Genomic DNA, 21,797 nt, shown 5'->3' with positions numbered 1-21,797 from the left:
GGTGCTGGATGGCCCGCCTCACCGTGATCACCGGACCGAGCGGGGTGGGTAAGGGCACCCTCGTGGCCGGACTGGTGCGGCGCCATCCCGAGATCTGGGTGTCCGTGTCGGCGACCACGCGGGCGCCCCGACCCGGGGAGATCGAGGGCGAAACGTATTTCTTTCTCAGCCGGGAGCTGTTCGAGCAGCGGGTGGAGGTCGGAGGCTTCCTGGAATGGGCCGAGTTCGCCGGCAATCTCTACGGCACGCCCAGGCAGCCGGTGGAGGAGCATCTGGCGGCGGGCTCTCCGGTGCTGCTGGAGATCGAGCTCGAGGGGGCCCGGCAGGTCCGCCACACCTTCCCGGCCGCCTTCCAGGTGTTCATCAAACCCCCGTCCTTCCAGGAGCTGGAACGTCGCATCCGGGGGCGTGGCACCGACAGCGAGGAGGCGATCCAGCGGCGGTTGCAGCGGGCCCGGGTGGAGCTGGAGGCCGAGGCCGAGTTCGACGCCAGCCTGATCAACGACGACCTGGAGGCATCGCTGCAGCTGCTGGAGCAGCGGCTCGGGCTGGGCTGATCCGGCTAGGACCGACTCCGACTGGCCATGAAAAAAGCGGCCCGCGGGCCGCCTGGGATTGAGGGGGATCAGGCCGGAGGATGGAGAATCAGATCGGGGAAGAATCGGAAGATCTCGATCGTGATTCCGGCTGTGAGGGTGAACCAGACGGCAGCTACGACGGGAGCGGTGGTGAGGAATTTCTTCATGGTTCCAGGTTTCAGCGAGGGGAGACGGTCACTTTGGAGTCGGCTTCAATCATCGATCCGTCGGTGAACTCTCTCAGTGCGGCCAGGGGCCAGACCGCGGCCGAGAGGGTGGATTTGAAGGCCAGGGGCATGTCGATCTGGATTTCGCGCATGGTGGCGTCCTTGCTGCCGCGGATCGCGATCAGATAGGAGCGACCAGCCCAGCCGATCGTGCCGGCGATGTAGAGGAAGAGGAGGCCCGGGATCAGGAAATCACCGGCATGGCTCCAGCGACCGTCCACGATCAGGTGGGGCAGACCGTCAGTGCCGCAGAGGGCCTCGCCGTAGACCGTGAACCGCGCCTTGGCCTGGTCGGTCTCTGCACCGGCGGCCCGCTGCTGGAAGCGGGGGTTTTCGGCGCAGGGGGTGAGACCGGCCACGGAGGCGTCCGCCCTGGCCACGGGCGCGAAGCCGAACAGCAGGAAGGCTGAGAGCAGAACCGCGCACAGGCGGGGGAGAAGACGTCGCATGGGATGTCTGGGTAGGAAGCCGGGAGGAGTGCCTTGCGGAACCCTGCGGCCGCGCTGGGCCACGGGGCAGGATGTCACTCGCGGACAGTAGGGGAGCTCTCCGGGCGCCATGCCGACGGTTCTGGCCCTCGAAACAAGTTGTGACGAGTCAGCGGCTGCGATTGTGCGGGATCGCACCGTGCTCGCCAGCGCCGTGGCCTCCCAGGTGGAGGAGCACGCCCGCTGGGGCGGCGTGGTGCCCGAGATCGCCTCCCGGCGCCACGTGGAGGCCCTGCCCGGCCTGATCGCCCGCGTCAGCGCCGAATCCGGCCTGGGGCCCGGCGATGTGGACGCCATCGCCGCCACGGCGGCGCCCGGCCTGCTGGGGGCGCTGCTGGTGGCGTCGGTCACCGGTCGCACCCTGGCGCGGCTGCACGGCAAGCCGTTTCTCGGCATCCACCACCTGGAGGGACACCTCTGCTCGGTGCAGCTCGGTGAACCCCTGCCACCCGGTCCCTATTTGGTGCTGCTGGTGAGTGGCGGTCACACCGAGCTGATCCGGGTGGATGGCCCCGGGGCCTACACCCGTCTTGGCCGCAGCCACGACGATGCGGCCGGCGAGGCCTTCGACAAGGTGGCCCGGCTCCTGAATCTGGGCTACCCCGGCGGCCCGGCGATCCAGGCCGTGTCGGCCCCCGGGGATCCCAGGCGCTTCCCTCTGCCCAAGGGACGGGTGTCCAGACCCGAGGGGGGCTTCCATCCCTACGACTTCAGCTTCAGCGGCCTGAAGACGGCGATGCTGCGGCTGGTGCGCCAGCTGGAGCAGGACGGCGGCCCCCTGCCCGTGGCCGATCTGGCGGCCAGCTTCGAGCAGGTCGTGGCGGAGGTGCTGGTGGAGCGGAGCTGCCGCTGCGCCGTGGATCAGCGGCTGAACACCCTGGTGCTGGTGGGCGGCGTGGCGGCGAACCGGCGGCTGCGGGGCCTGCTGGAGGACCGCGCCGCCCGGGACGGCCTGCACTGGCGGGTCGCGCCTCTGCCGTACTGCACCGACAATGCGGCCATGATCGCCGTGGCAGCGTGCGAGCGCCTGGCGGCCGGCCAGAGCAGCCCCGCAGGGCTGGGCGTGGCAGCCCGCTGGCCCCTGGAGCGGGCCGGAGAGCTCTATGGGGCGACACCCTGTTTCTAGCACCTGTCCTTGGCGCTGCCGGCCTGGGCCTGGGCTCTTGCCCAGGGGCTGGGGCCCGCAGGGTTGCCGTTCGGTGCCCTTAGGCTGACCCAACGCTGCCGGCTTCCCATTCATGGCCCCTGCAGATCCGGATGCCGCCAGCCAGCCAGCTCCAGCGCAGGAGGGTGAACCGCTGGCGGAGGATGCCAGCCACGAGCCGGTCAGCCCCACCGAACTCAATGCCTGGCGGCGTGGCTTCACCCCCCAGGCCGAGATCTGGAACGGACGCCTGGCCATGCTGGGCCTCTCGGTGGGCCTCACCGTGCTGATTCTGGCCCGGCTGGCCTTCCACTGATCCCGGCCCTCGGCATGGATCAGTGGAAGGGCTTCAGGTGCGTCCGCGCAGGGCCTGGGCCAGTTCGTTCGGCTTGAGGCTCTGGGCGATCGCATCGTCCGGGGTCACCCGGCCGGCCTCCACCAGGTCCTGCAGGGACTGGTTGCTGGTGACCATGCCATCGAAGCGACTGCGCCGCATGATCTCCTCGATCTCGTCGAGCTCGGCGCGCTGGATGTAATCGCGGCAGGCATCGGTGTTGATCAGGATGTCGTGGTAGGCCGCCCGCTCGCCATCGGTGGTCTTGATCAGTCCCTGGGCGATCACCCCGAGCAGGGTCTCCGACACCGAGCGGCGGATGCTGTCCTGCTCGCTGGGGGGATACATGCCCAGCACCCGTTCCACGGTCTTGATGGCGGAGTTGGTGTGCAGGGTGCCGAACACCAGGTGGCCGGTCTGGGAGGCTTCGATCGCGGTGGCGAGGGTTTCGCGGTCGCGGATTTCACCGATCAGGATCACGTCGGGGTCCTCCCGCAGGGAGGCCCGCAACGCGTTGTGGAACACCTTGGTGTGATGGCCCACCTCGCGGTGGCGGATCAGCGACTGGCGGCTCTCATGCACGAATTCCACGGGATCCTCGATGGTGAGGATGTGGCGGCTCATGTTGTTGTTGATCCAGTCCACCATCGCCGCCAGCGTGGTGCTCTTGCCGGAACCGGTGGGCCCCGTGACCAGGATCATGCCCTTCGGCCGGGTGCAGAGTTCCTTCAGCACATCCGGCAAGTTCAGATCCTCCAGGGTGGCGATCTTCTGCGGAATCAGACGCAGCACCATCGCCGGCCCCCGCAGGGAGTCCATCAGGTTGATCCGCACCCGCACGAAGGGGAAGGCGTGGGAGCCGTCGTATTCCTTGTCCCGCAGGAAGGCGTCGATCTCCGCGGGGCTGAGCATCTCCCGCATCCAGTCGTTGAAGGTGGCCTGATCGGTCACGGGCCAGCCGGTGCGGATCATGTCGCCACGGGAGCGGTAGCGCGGCTCCTCGCCCACGCCCACATGCACGTCGGAGTAGTTGCGGGCATTGGCCAGCCTCACGATGCCTTCGAGGCTCGTCGGCATCGGCCCCATGCCCTCGCCCTGCCAGACCCCGTCAGCGCCGCCGGTCTGTGGCACGGCGGCCGGCACGCCCGGATTGGAGGGGAAGGGCGAGGTGGGGAAGGGTGACGGCGGGAAAGGCGGAGTGGTCGTCATCGGAAACCCGGGATTGCTGCCAAGCTTCGCGACTCCCGGGGGTTCTGTCAGCTCCCGGTGCAGTTCCTAGGATCCGCCGGTTCGCAGGCCTGTGTTGACCGAGCCCCTTGGGCGCAAGCCCCTCGTGAGCATCGTGCTGGGCACCCGGCCCGAGGCGATCAAGCTGGCACCGGTGATCCTGGCCTTCCAGCAGGCGGAGGACTTCCGCACCCGGGTGGTGCTCACGGGCCAGCACCGCGAGATGGTGAGCCAGGTGATGGAGCTGTTCGGCCTCCAGGCCGATCACGATCTGGCCCTGATGGCCCCGCAGCAGACGCTCACCCACATCACCTGTGCGGCCCTGGAGGGGCTGCGGCACGAGTTCGCCCAGCACCGGCCCGATCTGGTGCTCGTGCAGGGGGACACCACCACCGCCTTCGCCTCGGCCCTGGCCGCCTTCTACGAACAGATCCCCGTGGGGCATGTGGAGGCCGGCCTCCGCACCGACAACATCTTCGATCCGTTTCCGGAGGAGGCCAACCGGCGCCTGATCTCCCAGCTGGCCCTGCTCCACTTCGCGCCCACGGCGCAGTCGGCCGCCAACTGCCGGGCCTCGGGTGTGATGGGCCGCATCCTCACCACGGGCAACACCGTGATCGATGCCCTGCTGCGCATGGCGGAGCGGGCCCCCTCCCTGGAGCTGGAGGGTCTGGACTGGCAGCGGCAGCGGGTGATCCTGGCCACGGTGCACCGGCGCGAGAACTGGGGGGAGCGCCTTCAGGAGATCGGGCGGGGCTTCCTGGCCGTGCTGGACCGCTTCCCCGACACGGCCCTGCTGCTGCCGCTGCACCGCAATCCCACGGTGCGGGAGCCGTTGCAGGCGCTGCTGGGCGATCACCCGCGCGCCTTCCTCACCGAACCCCTCGACTACGACCAGCTGGTGGCGGCGATGCGGGGCTGCACGCTGGTGCTCAGCGATTCCGGTGGCCTGCAGGAGGAGGCTCCGGCCCTCGGCAAGCCGGTGCTGGTGCTGCGCCGCACCACCGAACGGCCGGAGGCGATCGAGGCCGGCACCGCACGGCTGATCGGCACCGCCAGCGCCGACATCCTGGCGGAGGCCTCGGCCCTGCTCACCGATGCCGGGGCCTACGAGGCCATGGCCCGCGCCCACAATCCGTTCGGGGACGGGCAGGCCAGTGGCCGCATCGTGGAAGCCGCCCGGGAGTTCCTGTCCGCCCCGTAACGCCTCAGCGCTTCTTCTTCGACCAGGGGGGCAGGTCGATGAAGACCCGGGTGCCGGGCTCCAGACCCGAGAGGATCTGGGTGTCCTTGCCGCCGCTGATGCCCAGTTCCACCGGCTGGAAGGTGGGCTGGCGGTCCTTGCCCACCAGCAGCACCCCCGGCCTTCCCTCCTCCGTCACGATCGCCACGGTGGGCACCAGGGTCTCCGCCCGCACCTGGCCCGTCTTGAAGTTCACGTCGGCCGTCATGCCGATGCGCAGATCCGGCTGCTCGCGGCTGAAGCGGAGGATCACATCGAAGGAGGTCACGTTGTTCACCTTCACGGCCCTGGGGGTGATGCGCCTGACCACAGCCGCGTAGCGGCGATCGGGGAAGGCGTCCACCCGCACGTCGGCCTCCTGGCCGAGGCGGATGCGGCCGATGTCGCTCTCCGGCACCTTGGCCACCACCTCCAGGCCCTGGGCCAGCTCCACGATCGAGGAGCTGGTGGCGCCCGCCGTCGCGGAGGCGGTGGTGGTGGGGGTCACGAAGGCACCCGGATCGGCGTAGCGCTGGGTGATCACTCCGGAGAACGGTGCCCGCACCACCAGGTCGGCCTGCTCCACCCGGCGGGCGGCGAGGCGCTGGCGGGCGGCCTCAACGGACGCCTGGTCCACCAGGTAGGTGCTGCGCACGGTGTTGTAGTCGCTGAGACTGATCGCCTGCTGGCGGAAAAGCCTTTCGTTGCGCTCCAGCTCACTGCGGCTTCGCATCAGTTCGGCCTGGGCCGACCGCAGCTGGGCCTGGAGCTCCCTGATGCGGTCGGCGAGGTCGCCGCTGTCCATCCGCGCCAGGGGCTGGCCGGCCCGCACCACGTCGCCCTCCTCCACCAGCAGCGCTTCGAGCACGCCCTGCCGCTTCGGGCTCACATTGACCCGCTTCTCCGCGTCCAGTTCGCCGGAGGCACTCACCAGGCCAGGAAGATCCCCCGATTTGGCCAGTACGGTGTAGGGCTCCAGATTCGCCGAACCGGCGCTGCGCTGGCGCTGCCATAGCGTCACCCCGCCGAGCAGCAGCACGGCGGCCGCGGCGCCCGCCCACAGCCGACGGCGCTGCCACCAGCGCGGCGGTCGGGTTGGCCGCGGCACCACGCGGGCGCCGGCGCTGCCGGGGTCGCTGATCCCTTGGTCGGGGTTGGCCGGAGGCTGGGGACGGCGAGGGGTGAGCGTGGGAATGGGCCTGAGCGGAGCTGGCCCCAGTTTCGCGGCTGGAGGGCCCGGGTGGCGGCCCGTAGATTCGCCCCATGCTCAAAGCCGGAATCGTCGGACTGCCCAACGTGGGCAAGTCGACCCTCTTCAACGCCCTGGTGGCCAACGCCCAGGCCGAGGCCGCCAATTACCCCTTCTGCACGATCGAACCCAATTCCGGGGTGGTGGCCGTGCCGGATCCGCGCCTCCAGCAGCTGGCCACGATCAGCCGCAGCAAGGAGATCATCCCCACCCGCGTGGAGTTCGTGGACATCGCCGGCCTGGTGAAGGGCGCCAGCCAGGGGGAGGGCCTGGGCAACAAGTTCCTCGCCAACATTCGTGAAGTGGACGCGATCGTGCATGTCGTGCGCTGCTTCGACGACGACGACGTGATCCATGTGGCCGGTTCGGTGGATCCGGTGCGGGATGCCGAGGTGATCAACCTGGAGCTGGGGCTGGCGGATCTGGGCCAGGTGGAGAAGCGGCGCGAGCGGCTCAAAAAGCAGGTGCGCACCAGCAAGGAGGCCCAGCAGGAGGACGGCGTGCTGGAACGCATCCAGACGGTGCTGGAGGCGGGCGGGGCGGCCCGCACCGTGCCGCTCACCGCCGAGGAACGGTCCCTGGTGCGTCCGCTGGGGCTGCTCACCGCCAAGCCGATCATCTACGCCAGCAACGTGAGTGAGGACGACCTGGCCGGAGGCAATGCCCACGTGGAAGCCGTCCAGGCCCTGGCGGCGCAGGAGGGCGCCGAGACCGTGCGCATCTCCGCCCAGGTGGAGGCGGAGCTGATCGAACTGCCGGAGGAGGATCGCGCCGAGTTCCTCGAGGGGCTGGGCGTGAGCGAAGGAGGGCTGCAGAGCCTGATCAGGGCCACCTACGCCCTGCTGGGGCTGCGCACCTACTTCACCACCGGCGAGAAGGAAACCCGCGCCTGGACCATCACCGCCGGCATGACCGCACCCCAGGCGGCCGGCGTGATCCACACCGATTTCGAGCGGGGCTTCATCCGGGCCCAGACCATCGGCCATCAGCAGCTGGTGGAGGCCGGCTCGCTGGCGGAGGCCCGCAACCGGGGCTGGTTGCGCAGCGAAGGCAAGGACTATGTGGTGGCCGAAGGAGATGTGATGGAGTTCCTGTTCAACGTGTGAGCCGGGCTCAGCTCCAGGGGGCCGCGGTGTTGCTCGGACGGGCGCCTTCGGGGTTGAAGAACCGCTGGAAGGCCCGTTGTCCGGCCGCGATCAGGTCGCCGGAGGAGCGGGCATGGGAGAAGTAGAAACCCTGCTGATGGGTGATCCCGAGCTTGGTCAGCACTTCCGAGATCTCCTGGGTCTCCACGCCCTCAGCCACCACCCGCAGGTTCATGCGCCGGGCCAGGGTGGCCACCAGGCTCACCACCCGCAGGGCGTTGGGGTCGGTCTGCAGGGGCGTGACGAAGGCCTTGTCGATCTTCAGCTCGCTGGGCTGCAGGGTGATCAAGCGCATCAGGGAGGAGTGGCCGGTGCCGAAGTCATCCAGCGAGAGCTGCATGCCAGAAGCACGCAGATACTGGAGGTTCTCTTCGGTGGTGCGCCCCATCTCCATCACCGACTGCTCGGTGATCTCCAGCGTCACCTTCTGGGGATGAACCAGCTGTGAATCGAGCAGGTTGAGGATGGTCTGGCCCATCTGGGGGTGGCTGAGCAGATGGCCGCTGATGTTGAGGGCCAGGCGTGGATCGCCGCCCAGGCTGGCCCGCAGGGAGGCGTAACCCCGTGCGGCCAGGGTGATCAGCTCCAGGCCCAGGGGCAGGGTCAGACGGTAGTGATCGGCGATGTTGAGCAGCACATCGGGAGGGATGTCGCCCAGCTCCGGATGGCGCCAGCGCACCAGGGCCTCGACGGCGTGCAGGCCATGGTGCACATCAATGATGGGTTGATAGAGAATCCTCAGGTCGTGCTTGTGAAGCGCGGTCTGGAGATCGGCGAACAGCCTGTAGCTGTCGAGTTCGTGCTTGTTGCTGGAAACGTCAAAGATGGAGATCCGTGTGTCGATCTGGTTTTTGGCCTGGTACATCGCCGCATCGGAGCGCTGAATGGCCTGCTGGGGATCGGCCTCCTGGCTGTCCACCAGGGTGATGCCCACGCTCAGGCTCACCGGCAGATTCATGCCCGCGATGGGGATGGGCTCCTGGAAGCGTTCCGTGAGGCGAACGGCGAACTGATAGGCCTGGGCCTTGAGATTGTCCTCGCTGCGATCCTCCATGGCGGAGAGATCCATGATCAAGGCGAATTCGTCACCGCCATAACGGGAGATGAAGTCTTCCCGCCGGGACACCGCCCGCATGTGGTCGGCCACGGCGATCAGGGCGGCGTCGCCGACATGGTGACCGTAGGTGTCATTGATCATCTTGAACTTATCCACATCGATGAACATGATCACGAAGGGTGTATCGCTGCGCCGTGCCCTCTGGGATTCAATCGCGAGGCGCTCGAAGAAATAGCGGCGATTGGGCAGATCGGTGAGCGAATCGAACAGCGCCAGCGCCTTGGCCGTGCTCAACAGCCGCTCGAAGCTGCTGGCCACCTGGCTCAGCTTGTGCTCCACCTGGGCCGTGAGGTGCCTGGGGCCCTCCCCGGCTGACTCCAGCTCGCTGTTGGGTGCACCGAACAGCTTGGCCATCACTTCGTCTTCGACCGGCTGGGTGCGGCTCGAGGAGCTGGAAGGGCCCAGCCGCTCCAGGAGCCGGTCCAGCTTTCTGCTCGTGCGCTGGATGCGACGGGTGGCCAGCCGTTCGGCCTGGAGGTGGATCAACCGCCGCTGACGCCGTTCCAGCAGGGGGATCGCCCGGGTGGCGAGCACGGCTGCCAGCACCACCGAGACCAGCAGCAGATCGGGCAGCAGGGAACGGCCCTGCACCAGCGGCAGGATCGGATTCAGCAGCGCCAGCACGGCCCCCTTGGGCCCGGACACCACCGGTTTCACCGGGGTGGCGGCGGGCTGCAGCGGCAGGGGCTGCGTGCCGAGTTCGGTGGGCGTTCGCCAGGCGAGATGGCGGGCCAGGAGCAGGCCCATGCGGCTGTCGCTGCCGGAATCTGCCGCTTCCGGATGGATGGGGCGCAGAAGCGCCACCGTGCCCTGGCCGGAGCGCTGGGCGCGCCAGGTCTGCAGGGGCGCGATCACGCCCAGCTGGATCTGCTTCTTGCCCACCGCACAGGCGATGGGCTGGATCTCCTTCACCGCCGCCGCATCGAGCTGCTCCTGCACACAGCGCACACTCTCGGCCTCAGGCGCGAGGGGTTGCCCGTTTCCGCTGTGGGCCAGTTGCAGCTGCTTGGAGGCGTTGAACAGCAGCAGCTGATCGGCCCGGTACAGCGCCTCGGATCGGCTGATCTGCTGGCGCACGGCCTGGGGGTCGGCGCCGTTGAGGGCAGAAGTCAGCGGCGCCCAACGGCTCCAGTGCCGGGCGGAGGCCTGCAGGTCGTGCAGGGAGGTCTCCACCAGGGTCAGGATCGTGGCCTGGTCGTCCTCGTGGCGATGGCGTTCCTGCAGGCCGCGCACAGCGGCGGTGGTCGCCACCACGACAGCGACCAGCAGGATGGTGAGGGGAAGGGTGTGGTCCCAGCGGAGCGGACCTTCACGCCGCTCCTCCTTGATCCAGGAACGCAGCAGCTTGCCGGGACTCATCCTGACGGTCTCCCCGTGGCCGCACGCCCACCCCCTGCGGCAACGACGGCCCGTGTGCGCTCGATGGCGTGCCGTTGAGGGAGGACCACACGGCGGACCATCTCCGCACCGACGCACGACATGCAAGTCAAGCGAGGGTGCCTGGCAGGGTCAATGTTCAGAATCTGCCCGAGCTGGGAGCCGGATCCATGGACAACCGTGTGGCTCGAACCCTTCGGCGGAGCCATGGGCGAAGTCATTGGTTCTGAGCTCCCGATCTGATCTTCAGATCTGATCTTCAGATCAGAGCTTCAGATCGATGCAGAGCACGTAGCTGTCGCCGTCGGGATGATCGAGCCACATCGCCACGGTGCGGCAGAGATGGCCGGTGGCCAGGCTGATGTAGTTCTCGGTGGTGAAACGGGTGAGCCCCGTGCCGATCAGGCTGTAAAAGTATTCCTTGGTGGAGTGATCGGATCCCCGGTACCCCGGCGAAAACAGCAGGGTGTTGGTGTGAACGGTGCCGGGCCGGAGGTGGGTATCGCCCACCTGGATGCCGCGGCTGTCCAGCAGGTAGGCGGCCTCCACGCCCCCTTCGCCGGCCACCAGGGCGGCCAGCACCGCGTCGAAGTCGGACCGTTCGGCGCCCTGAAGCCGGCGGCAGCCCTGCTCCACCAGCCAGGCCATCCGTTGTCCGGTGGCGTGGCGCTGCCGGATCCCGGCGACCGCCCGGACCCGCAGGCGCTCCGAGGCCTCCCGCAGCGACAGCGGCAGGTCGTTGTCCTCCCGGGGAGCGGCCGGGGCTGGCCTGCCGAAGAAATAGCCCTGGAACAGATCGGCTCCCAGACCGGCGCAGCAATCGAGTTCCTCCACCGTTTCGATTCCTTCGGCCAGCACCAGGCAGCCGATGCTGCGGGAGAGATGGGTCAGGGACTTGACGGTCTCCTGCTGAAAGAAGTCCTTCTCGATGCCATCGATCAGGCTGCGGTCGAGTTTGATCACATCGGGCCGCAGCTGGGAGATGCGGGGCAGGTTGCTCTGCCCGGTGCCGAGATCATCCAGCGCGATCAGGAAGCCCAGATCGCGGTGCACGTTCACGAAGGTGATCAACGCCTCGGTGTTGCCCACCACGCTCTCGTTGATCTCGATCACCACCTGGCTGGGGGGCACGCCGGCCTGGCGGACGGCCTGAATCAGGGCGCCCGATCCCAGCACCCCGGTGTCGAGCACGGAGGCCTCGAAGTTGAGGAACAGCAGCGGCGGCGGCTCGGATTCAGCAAGCACCATCCCGGCGTAGGTGCTGAGGGCCAGCTGGCGGCAGTGACGGTCCAGGTGCAGAAGGCTGCCGGTGCGCCGGGCCTCGGCGAACAGCTCGTTCACCGGCAGGGCCTGGGGGCGGGCCAGGGCTTCCAGCCCGATCACCCGCTGCTGCTTCAGGCACACCACGGGCTGGAAATGCACATCCAGTCCTCCACCGCGCAGGAGACCGTCCAGCGCATTCCCTGACACCACCGGACGGGAAACGACCACCTGCAGGTCCGCGGGTTGCGGTGCAGGCCCCAGGGTTGTCAAGGAAGGCGCCTAAATATTCATCCCAAGTATCGCGACAGCCGAGAGAGGTGCGCGTAGTCCTTGCTACCGATCACCAGGTGAGCGGCGGATCGGCGAGAATTGAGCCAGTCGCGGTGGACACCATGACCCAGAACCCCGGTGCCTCTCCCACCCCGGATCCCGCTGCCGCTGCCACACCAGGGCCCGCAGCTGGGGACGAGCAGCATCCCCACAATTTCGACGTCCAGAAGGAGCTGCACCAGCGGATCCGCAACGACCCCGACTACGACGACTGGGAATACGGCACCGAGCCCCTGCCCCACGAGGCCTGGGCGCTCAGGCAGCCACCGCGGGCCTCGGCCTGATCCGCTGCACCAGCGCCAGCCCGCCCCCGCAGAGCACGGCCGCCGTCCACCACACGCCGAGGCCATGGCCCTGATGGTCCAGGGCCATCCCGGCCAGCAGCGGAGCCCCCAGGGCGCTGAGGGCGAAGCACTGGGAGAACAGCGCCATCGCCACGCCGCGATGGTCCGCTGGGGTGATCTCCACCACGGCTTCGCTGGCCACGGGCAGAAAGGCGGCCTCCCCCAGAGCCAGCGGGATCTGGGCCAGCACCACCAGGGCCACCCCGTGGCTGCTCAGGGCTGAGCCGCCCAGCAGGGCGGTGCCGATGGCGAAGCTTCCCAGGCTCAGCCCCAGGCCGATCCGCACCGGATGCCGGGCCAGGGCCCTGCCCACCGGCCACTGGATCAGCACCAGCAGGCCCAGCTTGAGGGCGATCAGGGCGGCCCCCAGGCTCTCGGGCAAGGCCTGCCGCTCCAGTCCTCCCCGCACCAGATCGAGCGGCAGTGCGCTCTGCATCAGAGCCGGCAGCGCCGTGGCCAGCAGAGCCACCGCCAGCACCGGCAGCAGCGGCCCCAGCCAGGCCGCGTTGGCGGCGCCGTCGCCACGGCCGCCGGGATGGCGCCGGTCCGGATCGGGCAGGGGCCGCATGAGCAGCAGCAGCACCATGCCGATCAGGCACACCATGTCCACCATGTAGATGCCCCGCAGCAGCCCGAGACTGGCCAGCAGGGTGCCGAGCAGCGCTCCGCCGGCAATCCCGGCCGCATCGGCGCTGCGCACCAGGGCGTAGCCCCGGGCGGAGGACACAGGGGCGGAGCCCTGCCGGCAGCTCAGCGGCACCGCCAGCTCGATGGCGGGCCAGTAGAGCCCCATGGCCATGCCGAACAGCAGCTGCCCCTGCAGGTATCCCCAGAAGTCCCGGGCCTGAAGCAGCAGCGCGTCCCCCCCCAGAGAGGCCAGGGCCGCCAGAAGCACGGGCAGGGTGCAGTTCACACCCCGATCCAGCATCCAGCCGCTCAGAAACCGGCTCACGGTGCCCGCGAGGGCCGCCAGGGCCACTCCCTGGGTCACGCTGGCGGCGCTGAAGGCCTCCTGGTGGAACACCATCGGGGTGAGATAAAGCACGCCGCCGGCACCGAGCGATCCCACCAGCCGCAACGTGGCCACTTCGCGCAGTGGCGCGGGAAACTGGAGCCACCAGCCTCGGCGCCGCGGCGTCCTCCCCGTTGCCAGCTCGGCTCCTTCCACCACCTGCTTCTCGCCTGTTCGGGGTTCTGGCCAGTCTGCTGGTGTCCCTTGCTCCCCTGGCGGCGCTGCCCTCCCGGGCGGCCTCGGAGCTGGTGGTGGAGCTCGATGGCCTGCAGCTGCCCATCGACCTGGACGATCTGGAGGCCTGGACCCTTACGCCCGCAGGGGCTTCCACCAGCCAGGCGCTGTGGCTCAACCTCCTGAATGCCGAGTCGCGGCGGGGTCTGATCCGCCTGCTGCGGGCGCCCCTGCTGCGGGACCGGGGCTTCGGGATCCAGTTGCTCAGCAGCTGGACCGGGGAGCCCCTGCTGCGGGAGGTGGGCGGCCTGCTCACCAGCCCTGACGGTGACAACACCGGGGTGCTGCTGCTGGCCACCCTGAACCAGTTGCTGGAGCGCCAGAGCACGATCACCACGCTGGATCTGCTGCGGGCCCTGCCTCCGGAGCGTCTCCACCTGCGGGTGGACGGTCTGCTGGAGCTGGCGAGCGACTGGCGCAGCCAGCTGCGCTCCCAGGAGCGGGCCATGGCGGAGCTGCGCGCCCTGCCCCTGCCCCAGCGCAGTTCGCGAACCCTGGTGCTCGGCCGGCAGGACCACGCCAGCCCCCAGCTGCTGCAGCTGCCCGTCGGCCATCGCCCCTCTCCCCTGCCGGTGGAGATCTGGCCGGCGCGCCGGGCCAAGGGTGGCCCCTGGCTGCTGCTGATGCCGGGGCTGGGCGGCAACACCGACCAGCTCAGCTGGCTGGCCGGCGCCCTCTCGGAGCGGGGCTGGCCGGTGCTGCTCATCGAGCATCCCGGCAGCGACGAGCGGGCCGTGAAGGCCTCGCTGGAGGGGCAGGGCCCACCCCCAGGAGCGGAGTCGCTGCCGGACCGGCTGGCTGATCTGCAGGCGGTGCTGGCGGCCCAGCGGGACGGCACCCTCCCCTCCCTCGGCCCCGCCCCCGCCGGCGATGACGGCATGGTGCTGATCGGTCACTCGCTCGGCGGCCTGGCGGCGCTGATGGCCGCCGGGCTGGTGCCGGAAAAGGGGCTGGCGCAGCGCTGCGAACAGGCCCTGAGCTCCCTGCCGGTCACCAACCTCTCGCGGCTGCTGCAGTGCCAGCTGCCCCAGGTGATGGGCGATGGCGCCGGGCAGACCTTCCCCGTGAGCGGCTCGGCGCTGCAGGACGCGATTCCCCTGCGCGGGGTGATCACCTTCAACGGCTTCGGCAGCCTGCTGTGGCCGGCCCGGGGTCTCGCCGACCTCAACCTGCCCGTGCTGGTGGTGGGGGGAAGCCTGGACCTGGTCACCCCGCCGGTGACCGAACAGCTGGACCTGTTTCTCGGCAACCAGAACCCCCGCAGCCGGCTGGTGCTGGTGGACGGCGGCAGCCACTTCTCGCCGGTGCGCCTGGCGGAGGAGGGGGAGCCCCTGTTCCGGCTCGGCGATCAGCTGGTGGGCGAGGACCCCCGCAGGGTGCAGGAGCTGCTGCTGGCCGTCACGATCGAGTTCCTGGAGGGGTGGCAGCACCCCAGCCTGCTTTCGCCCCAGCGCCGCGACCACAACGGCATCGATGCCTATGTGCTCGATCAGCAGCAGGCGCGCCGCTGGCGCAGCCGTCTCGGGCGCCCCTGAAAGGCGGCGAGCACACACTCCCCTCCCCTCCCACAGCCCTCAGAAACGGATGCGGGGATCGAGCAGGGCCACCAGCACATCCACCGTGACGGTGACGAGCACCACCAGTGCCGCCACCACCACCACGATGCCCTGCACCAGGGGGTAGTCGCGCTGGCTGATCGCCTCCTGCAGCCGGTAGGCGATCCCCGGCCAGGAGTAGGTGACCTCGATCAGCAGGGCGCCCCCGATCAACGAGGCCACGGTGATGCCGGTGATGGTGAGCACGGGCAGCAGGGCGTTGGGCAGGGCATGGCGCAGCACCACCCGCGCCTCCCCCAGCCCCCGGCTGCGGGCCGCCTCCACGTAGTCGCTGGCGAGGCTGCGGCGCAGGTTCAGCCGCAGGGCATTGGCGAAGATGCCGCTCAGCAGCAGCGCCAGGGTGCCGGCCGGCAGGGTGAGGTGGCGCACGGTGCCGGCCAGCACCCGCCAGTCGCCGCTGCCCAGGCCGATGCGCAGGCTGTCGATCAGGTAGAAGCCGCTGCCCTCGGGCGGCAGCAGGGTGGGCGGGAACCGCCCGCCCACCGGCAGCCAGCCCAGCCACACCGCGAAGATCAGCTGCACCACCATCGCCGCCCAGAACGGGGGCAGGGCGTAGGTGCCGATGCCATAGAGGCGGCCGGCCAGATCCAGCTTTCCTTCGGGTCTGGCGATGCCGGAGAAGCCCACGGCCAGGCCCACCATCGCCGCCAGGATCAGGGCCACGCTGCCCAGCTCCAGGCTGGCGGGCAAGGTCTGGCCGATCACCGTGCTCACCGGGTCCTGGTTGGTGAGGGACGTGCCCAGATCACCCTGGAGCAGATCGCCCAGGAAGTTGCCGTACTGCCGCCACAGGGGCAGATCCAGGCCCAGGCGGCTGCGCAGGGCCGCCCGGGCGGCCTCCGGGGCACGGTTGCCGAGCAGGGCGTCGATCGGATCGCCCGGCGCCAGCCGCAGCAGCAGGAACACCAGGGTGGCGATCAGCCACAGCATCAGGGGGGCCAGCGCCAGCCGCGCCGCCAGGTACTGGGCCAGCGCCCGGCGCCGACTCATGGCCGCACCGCCCCTGTTCCGGCCTCCGTGCCCGCGCCGGTGCGGGTGAGGGCCTGCAGCTGCAGCCGTCCCGAACCGTCGAAGCTGGGTGGGCTCACTCCCGGCTGGGCCCAGGCCCGCGGCGCCACCAGCCAGAGCGGGATGTAGGGGCCGGCCCCGGCGGTGATCCGCTGGATCCGCTGCAGCAGGCTGCTGCGCTCGGGCCCGCTGCTGCTCTCGCTGCGCTGCAGGAGAGCCTGCAGGCCCGGCTGGGCCCAGAAGCTGCCGCTGGCGGCGCTGGCGCCCTCCAGGCAGCGGTTCTGCTCCTCCTTCTCACAGGCGAGCAGGGGGATCAGGTAGTTGTCGGCGTCGGGGAAATCCCCCATCCAGTCCAGCAGAATCAGGGTGAAGGCCCCTTCGCCCAGCTGACGGTAGGCCGTGGTGGATTCCATCCCGGTCACGTCCAGCTGCACGCAGTCGCCCAGGTCCTGGCGCAGCTGAGCCTGCCAGGTCAGGGCGAAGAGGCGGTCGCTGGGGATGTTGGAGCGGAAGGTGAGGGGCACCTGCAGCGTGCGGCCCTGGCAGTAGCCCGCCTGGCGGTAGAGGCTGCGGGCCCGGTCGGGGTCGTAGCGCACCCAGGCGGTGGGATCCGAGCCCGGCAGGCTGGGGGGCACCAGTTCCCGCAGGGGCGGGCGCAGGCCCAGGGTCACCCGTTCGCTGATCGTGTCGCGATCAAGGCTGTAGGCCAGGGCCTGGCGCAGCACAGGATCGTCAAAGGGGGGCTGGTCGCTGAGCAGAGTGAGGTAGCTGATTTCCAGCGCCGGTCCGCTCCCTTCCAGCAGTTGTCCCTCCCGGCTGCGCTGCCGCAGCGCGGCCTGCTGGTCGATCTCCAGGCTGGTGGAGAGGAGCACATCCACCTCGCCGCTGGTGAGGGCGCCGAACAGGGCCGTGGAGTTGCTGAGCGACACCAGGTCGATGCCGTCGTTGGCCGGTGAGCGGCCCCAGTAGTCGGCGAAAGGTTCGAGCCGCTGCTGCTGCTTGCTGAAGAAGGTGAGCCGGTAGGGGCCCGTGCCCACGAAGCGCTCGTTGAGCAGCCGCCTGCCGTGCTGGCGGTAGGCGGTGGGGGAGAGGGGCGTGAGGGCCACGGCGCTGAGCAGCTCGGCCAGCGGCGCGAAGGGCTGGCGCAGCCTGAGCTCCAGCGTGTGGGAGTCCACTGCCCGCACCGCCTCGACCCGATCGCCGAGCAGGTAGCTCAGCTTGCCGATCGCCAGGAAGCGCTCGAGGCTGAACACCATCGCGGCCGCATCGAAGGGCGTGCCGTCGTGGAAGCGCACGTCCCGCCGCAGGGGGATGGTGGCGGTGCGTCCATCGGCGCTCAACTGTGGTGGTGCCAGGGCGAGACGCGGTTCCAGCTGGCCTGACGCCGTGACGACGTAGAGCGGATCGCCCACCGCGCTCAGCAGTTGCATGGCGCCGAAGGTGTAGGCCCCGGCCGGATCCACGCTGTCAACCCGATTGCGGCTGGCCACCACCAGCCGGTTGGTGCCCTGCGCCTCGGACTTCGAACTGGAGGTGCTGGGCAGGCACCCGGCCAGGGTGGTGGCGAGTGCCAGCAGCAGTGGGGCCCAGAGTCTGGGGGTCAGCCGCGCGGGCAGGTGCAAGCGATGGCCCTCACAAGCTGGGGGCCATTCAAGAGCGGTGGGGTCTGGCCGGCCGCACCTGCTGCAGGGAAATTTCAAACACCTCGGAACCGTTGCGGGCGAGGGGCCAGCGGCGCAGCCAGCAGCGGTCGTGGCGATCGTCCACGCCGATCACCTGGTACAGCTGCTCCCCGGAATCGAGAAGCACGCACTCACCCTGGTTGGGTGTGGTGGAGGCTGTGGAGCAGGAGAGGGCCGTCATGGGGCTGTCAGAACAGGGGGACGAACGGTGGAGGGTGGAAGGGGGTCGGGAGTGATGGCGCCATGGTGCGGAGCTCCCGGGGGTGGAAATGTTCATGCGGATACCATCTGGGCGGGTCGTGCGCGGATGGAGATCAACGGCTGGGTTCGTAACGGCTGAGTTCTTCACGATGTCTTCAGCTCTCTCCACTGTGGCCCCTGGAGGTGCCGAGGCGCCAGGGGTGAACGATCGGAGCCGCTGATCACGCCGATCAGTCCACTGCCCCGGCTCGGGTTCAGAGGGTGCGCAGGCAGGCCGCCACCGACTCCACTTCGGGCAGGGCTTCGATCCTGGCCAGGGCCCGGCGGAAGTCGGCCTCCAGCACCTCATGGGTGACCACCACGATCTCGGCATCCGCATTGCCGCCGTCCTTGTCCTGGGCCGCGAAGTCGTGGGCCGCGAACTGCACGATCGATCGGATCGACACGCCGGCGTCGCCGAAGCAGGTGCCGATCTTGCCGATCACCCCCGCCTCGTCCCGCGTCCTGAGCCGCACGTAGTTGCGGTGGGTGGTGAGGGATCCCTCCACCAGCGCGCAGGTGCGCCAGCTGCCGGCCGCCAGCAGGGGATCGAGGCCTCCGCCGGATCCCCCCGTGGCCTGCCGGATACCGGCGATGTTGAGGATGTCCGCCACCACGGCCGAGGCGGTGGGGCCGGCCCCGGCCCCCGGGCCGTAGAACATCACCTGGCCCACGGGGTCGCCTTCCACCAGGATCGCGTTGTTCACCCCGTTCACCCCGGCCAGGGGGTGGGTGCTGGGCACCAGGGTGGGATGCACCCGCACGTCCAGGAGGGGATGGTCGCTGCTGGCGTCTGAGCCGTCGGCCTCCATCAGCTGGGCCACGGCCAGCAGCTTCACCACGAAGCCCAGACGGTCGGCATAGGCCACATCGCGGGCCTCGAGCTGGTCGATGCCTTCGGTGGGAATGGCACTGCGGGGCACGGTGCCGCCGTAGGCCAGGCGGGTGAGGATGGCGATCTTGTCGGCGGCGTCACCGCCCTGCACGTCGGCGGCGGGATCGGCCTCGGCGTAGCCCAGCCGCTGGGCATCGGCCAGCACATCGGCGTAGGCGGCGCCCTCGGCGGCCATGCGGCTGAGGATGTAGTTGGTGGTGCCGTTGATGATCCCGCTCACCCGCTGGATCCGGTTGCTGCCCAGGGACTGCTTCAGCGGCTCGATGATCGGGATGCCGCCGCCCACGGCGGCCTCGATCAGCACGTAGACCCCCTGTGCGGCGGCTGCGGCGGCGATCTCCTCGCCATGGCGGGCGATCACGGCCTTGTTGGCCGTGACCACGGGCTTGCCCGCGGCGATCGCCCGCAGGATCAGGGTGCGGGCTGGCTCGAGGCCGCCCATCACCTCCACCACAATGTCCACGGCCGGGTCATCGACCACCGCCTCGGGATCGGTGGTGAGCAGCTCGGCCGGCGGCGCCAGCGGCCGGGAGCGGGTCAGATCCCGCACCGCCACCCGCTGGAGCCGCAGGGCGGCCACCAGGGGATGGCGGCCTTCAGGGCTGGCCAGAATGCTCGCCACACCGGCGCCCACTGTGCCCAGTCCGAGCAGGCCGATGCCGATGGTCATGCTGTGGTGCCCCGCAATGGCAGGATCCTAGAAATCAGGCCGCCAGGGCTCTGGCCTGGGCCTGCATCATCGCCATGATGTTGAGGAAGCCGTTGGCCCGCGACGGCGTGAGGCTGCCCTGCAGCCCGGTGGCGGCGATGAAGGCGGGATCGATGGCCGCGGCCTGTTCGGGGGTGAGGCCCTCCAGACCCTCGATCAGCAGGGCCAGCAGGCCCTTGGTGATGGCGGCGTCCGAGTCGCCCCGCCAGTGCAGGTGGCCATCCTGCAGCTCGCCCACCACGTACACCTGGGACACGCACCCCTTCACCTTGAAGGTGTCGGTGCGGAATTCCTCCGGCAGGGGTTCGAGCTTCTTGGCCAGCCACAGCACGTATTCGTACCGGCGCCTGGGATCGGAGGTGCCGGCCAGGCGCGCCACGATGCTGTCCAGGGCGGGGCTGCCCGTGGCCCCCGGTTTGGGCTCGGCCATTCAGAAACGGCGACGCAGCGCCAGCATGCCTGCTGCGCCCCCGCCGATGAGGGTGAGGCCCGCCAGGAGGACCCAGGGATCGTTCACCAGCCCAGGGTTGCTGATCGCTGTCCGCACCGGCGCTGCCGGGCGCAGGCCCAGGCTGGGGGCGGCGCTGCCGGTTTCGTTCAGCTCCAGATAGTCGCGGTGGCCGGGCCCGCGGTCCACCTGCACCTCCCAGTCCTTGGCGGCCGGGCTGGGCAGGCTGAAACGGATGCGGCCGCTGGCATCGGTGCGGCCCACCTCGATCGGCTCTCCGCCTGGGGGAAGCAGCCGCACCACGGCGTCATCGGCGGGTTCGCCGTTGCTGAAGCGGCTCTCCAGCATCAGCTCGTCGTTGAGGGCCGTGATCCTCTCGAGACTGCTCTCGATGGCGTGGCCCCACACCGGCGACGGCCCAGCCACGGTGAAACCAAGGGCAGCGGCCGCGACCAGAGGGCTCAGGCCCCGGGCGGAGAGAAGCGAGGGCAGGACCATGGTTCGCCGGGGATTCAGGACAGGGCTCAGGAGTCTTTCCAGCGACTCTCGCGCGTTTTGCCGGCCTGCACCATCCGCAGCATGGAGGTGACCATCATCGACAGGGCGTCGTGGCTGTCGCTGCGACCCGCCAGCTCCGAGGCCAGAACCCGCTCGGCGGCGCTGGGCGCCCCGGCTGGCGAGGAGCTCGCCATGGACAGGGATCCGGCGGTCATCGTCACGGGGCGAAATGAGCAATGGGGCGATCTTCGCAGAGGTTCATGGCCAGTCCCAGTCCTGTTGCGGCTTTGTCAAGGTTCGCGACACAGCCGGGTGAGGCCTGCCTCGCTGATCCACCCATCCATCGGGATGTCCCAGGGCTCCTGCGGCAGCCGATCGACCACGCAGCCCTGGGGCAGCACCGCCAGGGCCTCCACCCGTCGCCAGTCGGGGTCGCTGCGCAGCCGGTCGTACCAGCCACCGCCATAGCCGAGGCGGATGCCGCGCCGGTCGACGGCCAGCGCCGGCACCAGGATCAGCCGCAGGTCGGAGGCGGCCAGATCGCCGGCGGCGGCCGGGGGAGCTGGAATGCCACAGGCATCGGCCTGCAGCTCGGTGCCCGGTTGCCAGGGGCGATAGTGCAGGCGGCCGGCTGCGATCGCCGGCAGGGCCAGACGGCCGCGGCAGGCTGCTGACCCCTGCAGCACCGGCCGCAGATCGGGCTCGCCCGGCAGGGGCCAGTACAGGCCCAGCCAGCCGCTCTCTGCTGGCTGGGTGGGATCGCGTGGCGCTGCCGCCGCCAGCAGAGCGGGCACCTGGGCGGCCAGCACCTCCGCGAGTGCCCCGGCGCAGGCCGGCAGCAGGCTGCGGCGCCGTTCACGGAACTGCCGCCGCAGCTGACGCTTCCGGGCCGCAGAGGCAGACGGGGACTCGGGATGGGGCATCACCGCTGGAACCAGCCCGTGAGGGCGGCTGCGAGGGCATCGGCGGCATCGTCCGGTCGTGGAGGGGCTTCGAGCGCCAGCTCCCGCATCACGGCCTCGAGCACTTCGGCCTTCTCGGCATGGCCGTTGCCGGTGAGGGCCTGCTTGATCTGCATCGGCGGCAGCTCCATCACCGGCACCTGGAAGCGGGCCAGGGTCATGATCACCACGCCCCGTGCCTGCACCACGGCGATGGTGGTGCTGGAGCGGTAGAAGAAGAACTTCTCCACCACCGCCAGCTGGGGCTGCCAGCGCCGCAGCAGCACCCGCAGGTCGGCGGCGATCTCCACCATCCGCTCTCCCTCGCTGCGGCCGGCATCGGTGCGGAGGATGCCGCAGTCGAGCAGTTGCTGGGGCTGGGCCGTGGCTCCCGGCTGCTCCTGCACCTCGATCACGCCGTAACCCACCCGGGCCAGGCCCGGATCGATGCCGAGGATGCGCACCGGGC

Annotated in this window: 23 protein-coding genes; 7 read left to right on the top strand and 16 right to left on the bottom strand. The window is 69.8% G+C overall.

Annotated elements, in window-relative coordinates; genetic code table 11:
* Window positions 1-8 precede the first annotated feature (8 nt).
* Window positions 9-557, top strand: coding sequence for a guanylate kinase (gene gmk, locus CPCC7001_RS05850; RefSeq protein ID WP_006910402.1), 549 nt, complete (start codon window positions 9-11; stop codon window positions 555-557).
* Between the two features lie 68 nt (window positions 558-625).
* Here gmk and CPCC7001_RS05845 read toward each other — a convergent pair whose 3' ends face one another.
* The gene (locus CPCC7001_RS05845) at window positions 626-745 is read right to left on the bottom strand and encodes a photosystem I reaction center subunit IX (protein WP_006910042.1); all 120 of its coding nucleotides are present in this window, start codon (window positions 743-745) and stop codon (window positions 626-628) included.
* Between the two features lie 11 nt (window positions 746-756).
* A complete protein-coding gene (locus CPCC7001_RS05840; protein ID WP_006909662.1) occupies window positions 757-1,254 on the bottom strand; it encodes a photosystem I reaction center subunit III in 498 nt (165 codons plus the stop codon).
* 109 nt (window positions 1,255-1,363) lie between these two features.
* Here CPCC7001_RS05840 and tsaD point away from each other — a divergent pair, with 109 nt between their 5' ends.
* Together tsaD and CPCC7001_RS05830 are read left to right on the top strand one after the other, a co-directional pair.
* A complete protein-coding gene (tsaD, locus tag CPCC7001_RS05835) occupies window positions 1,364-2,419 on the top strand; it encodes a tRNA (adenosine(37)-N6)-threonylcarbamoyltransferase complex transferase subunit TsaD (RefSeq protein ID WP_043368673.1) in 1,056 nt (351 codons plus the stop codon).
* 112 nt (window positions 2,420-2,531) lie between these two features.
* On the top strand, window positions 2,532-2,753 hold the full coding sequence (locus CPCC7001_RS05830) for a hypothetical protein (protein WP_006911278.1): 222 nt from the start codon (window positions 2,532-2,534) through the stop codon (window positions 2,751-2,753).
* Window positions 2,754-2,786: 33 nt separating this feature from the next.
* Here CPCC7001_RS05830 and CPCC7001_RS05825 read toward each other — a convergent pair whose 3' ends face one another.
* Window positions 2,787-3,980, bottom strand: coding sequence for a type IV pilus twitching motility protein PilT (locus tag CPCC7001_RS05825; RefSeq protein ID WP_006909809.1), 1,194 nt, complete (start codon window positions 3,978-3,980; stop codon window positions 2,787-2,789).
* Between the two features lie 94 nt (window positions 3,981-4,074).
* Here CPCC7001_RS05825 and wecB point away from each other — a divergent pair, with 94 nt between their 5' ends.
* Window positions 4,075-5,202, top strand: a complete 1,128-nt coding sequence (gene wecB, locus CPCC7001_RS05820; RefSeq protein ID WP_043368672.1) for a non-hydrolyzing UDP-N-acetylglucosamine 2-epimerase — start codon at window positions 4,075-4,077, stop codon at window positions 5,200-5,202.
* A gap of 4 nt (window positions 5,203-5,206) precedes the next feature.
* Here wecB and CPCC7001_RS05815 read toward each other — a convergent pair whose 3' ends face one another.
* Window positions 5,207-6,328: an efflux RND transporter periplasmic adaptor subunit gene (locus CPCC7001_RS05815; RefSeq protein ID WP_225867183.1), complete on the bottom strand. Its 1,122-nt coding sequence runs from the start codon at window positions 6,326-6,328 to the stop codon at window positions 5,207-5,209.
* A 155-nt stretch (window positions 6,329-6,483) separates the two neighbouring features.
* Here CPCC7001_RS05815 and ychF point away from each other — a divergent pair, with 155 nt between their 5' ends.
* Complete coding sequence (ychF, locus tag CPCC7001_RS05810) at window positions 6,484-7,575, top strand: redox-regulated ATPase YchF (protein WP_006909031.1); 1,092 nt, start codon at window positions 6,484-6,486, stop codon at window positions 7,573-7,575.
* A 7-nt stretch (window positions 7,576-7,582) separates the two neighbouring features.
* Here ychF and CPCC7001_RS05805 read toward each other — a convergent pair whose 3' ends face one another.
* Together CPCC7001_RS05805 and CPCC7001_RS05800 are read right to left on the bottom strand one after the other, a co-directional pair.
* On the bottom strand, window positions 7,583-10,090 hold the full coding sequence (locus CPCC7001_RS05805) for a bifunctional diguanylate cyclase/phosphodiesterase (RefSeq protein ID WP_006910388.1): 2,508 nt from the start codon (window positions 10,088-10,090) through the stop codon (window positions 7,583-7,585).
* Window positions 10,091-10,372: 282 nt separating this feature from the next.
* A complete protein-coding gene (locus CPCC7001_RS05800) occupies window positions 10,373-11,599 on the bottom strand; it encodes an EAL domain-containing protein (RefSeq protein WP_198006457.1) in 1,227 nt (408 codons plus the stop codon).
* 164 nt (window positions 11,600-11,763) lie between these two features.
* Between CPCC7001_RS05800 and CPCC7001_RS05795 the strand changes: the two genes are divergently transcribed.
* Window positions 11,764-11,985: a hypothetical protein gene (locus CPCC7001_RS05795; protein WP_043368671.1), complete on the top strand. Its 222-nt coding sequence runs from the start codon at window positions 11,764-11,766 to the stop codon at window positions 11,983-11,985.
* Here CPCC7001_RS05795 and CPCC7001_RS05790 read toward each other — a convergent pair.
* Window positions 11,957-13,213, bottom strand: a complete 1,257-nt coding sequence (locus tag CPCC7001_RS05790) for an MFS transporter (RefSeq protein ID WP_225867182.1) — start codon at window positions 13,211-13,213, stop codon at window positions 11,957-11,959. The two genes, CPCC7001_RS05795 and CPCC7001_RS05790, sit on opposite strands and share 29 nt — an antisense overlap.
* A gap of 41 nt (window positions 13,214-13,254) precedes the next feature.
* Here CPCC7001_RS05790 and CPCC7001_RS05785 point away from each other — a divergent pair, with 41 nt between their 5' ends.
* Window positions 13,255-14,826, top strand: a complete 1,572-nt coding sequence (locus CPCC7001_RS05785) for an alpha/beta fold hydrolase (protein ID WP_225867181.1) — start codon at window positions 13,255-13,257, stop codon at window positions 14,824-14,826.
* 39 nt (window positions 14,827-14,865) lie between these two features.
* Here CPCC7001_RS05785 and CPCC7001_RS05780 read toward each other — a convergent pair whose 3' ends face one another.
* From CPCC7001_RS05780 to ruvC, 9 genes are all read right to left on the bottom strand, one after another.
* Window positions 14,866-15,897 (bottom strand): ABC transporter permease, encoded by a 1,032-nt coding sequence (locus CPCC7001_RS05780; protein ID WP_006910007.1) that lies wholly within the window; start codon window positions 15,895-15,897, stop codon window positions 14,866-14,868.
* The gene (locus CPCC7001_RS05775; RefSeq protein ID WP_006909690.1) at window positions 15,894-17,537 is read right to left on the bottom strand and encodes an ABC transporter substrate-binding protein; all 1,644 of its coding nucleotides are present in this window, start codon (window positions 17,535-17,537) and stop codon (window positions 15,894-15,896) included. The genes CPCC7001_RS05780 and CPCC7001_RS05775 overlap by 4 nt, the downstream gene beginning before the upstream one ends.
* Before the next feature lie 28 nt (window positions 17,538-17,565).
* Window positions 17,566-17,778 (bottom strand): hypothetical protein, encoded by a 213-nt coding sequence (locus tag CPCC7001_RS05770; protein ID WP_006909524.1) that lies wholly within the window; start codon window positions 17,776-17,778, stop codon window positions 17,566-17,568.
* Between the two features lie 274 nt (window positions 17,779-18,052).
* Complete coding sequence (locus tag CPCC7001_RS05765; RefSeq protein ID WP_006909320.1) at window positions 18,053-19,402, bottom strand: homoserine dehydrogenase; 1,350 nt, start codon at window positions 19,400-19,402, stop codon at window positions 18,053-18,055.
* A gap of 34 nt (window positions 19,403-19,436) precedes the next feature.
* On the bottom strand, window positions 19,437-19,871 hold the full coding sequence (locus tag CPCC7001_RS05760; RefSeq protein WP_043368670.1) for a SufE family protein: 435 nt from the start codon (window positions 19,869-19,871) through the stop codon (window positions 19,437-19,439).
* Entirely contained in the window at window positions 19,872-20,387 is a 516-nt protein-coding gene (locus CPCC7001_RS05755; RefSeq protein ID WP_006909696.1) for a hypothetical protein, read from the bottom strand.
* Window positions 20,388-20,413: 26 nt separating this feature from the next.
* A complete protein-coding gene (locus CPCC7001_RS05750; protein WP_156796687.1) occupies window positions 20,414-20,581 on the bottom strand; it encodes a hypothetical protein in 168 nt (55 codons plus the stop codon).
* A gap of 96 nt (window positions 20,582-20,677) precedes the next feature.
* Window positions 20,678-21,310, bottom strand: a complete 633-nt coding sequence (locus CPCC7001_RS05745) for a 5-formyltetrahydrofolate cyclo-ligase (RefSeq protein WP_006909650.1) — start codon at window positions 21,308-21,310, stop codon at window positions 20,678-20,680.
* A complete protein-coding gene (gene ruvC / locus CPCC7001_RS05740; protein WP_006909800.1) occupies window positions 21,310-21,792 on the bottom strand; it encodes a crossover junction endodeoxyribonuclease RuvC in 483 nt (160 codons plus the stop codon). Before ruvC ends, CPCC7001_RS05745 begins: the two co-directional genes overlap by 1 nt.
* Window positions 21,793-21,797 lie beyond the last annotated feature (5 nt).

The organism is Cyanobium sp. PCC 7001 (assembly GCF_000155635.1).
Taxonomy (GTDB): domain Bacteria; phylum Cyanobacteriota; class Cyanobacteriia; order PCC-6307; family Cyanobiaceae; genus NIES-981.
This window is presented reverse-complemented; position numbering and strand designations above follow the sequence as displayed.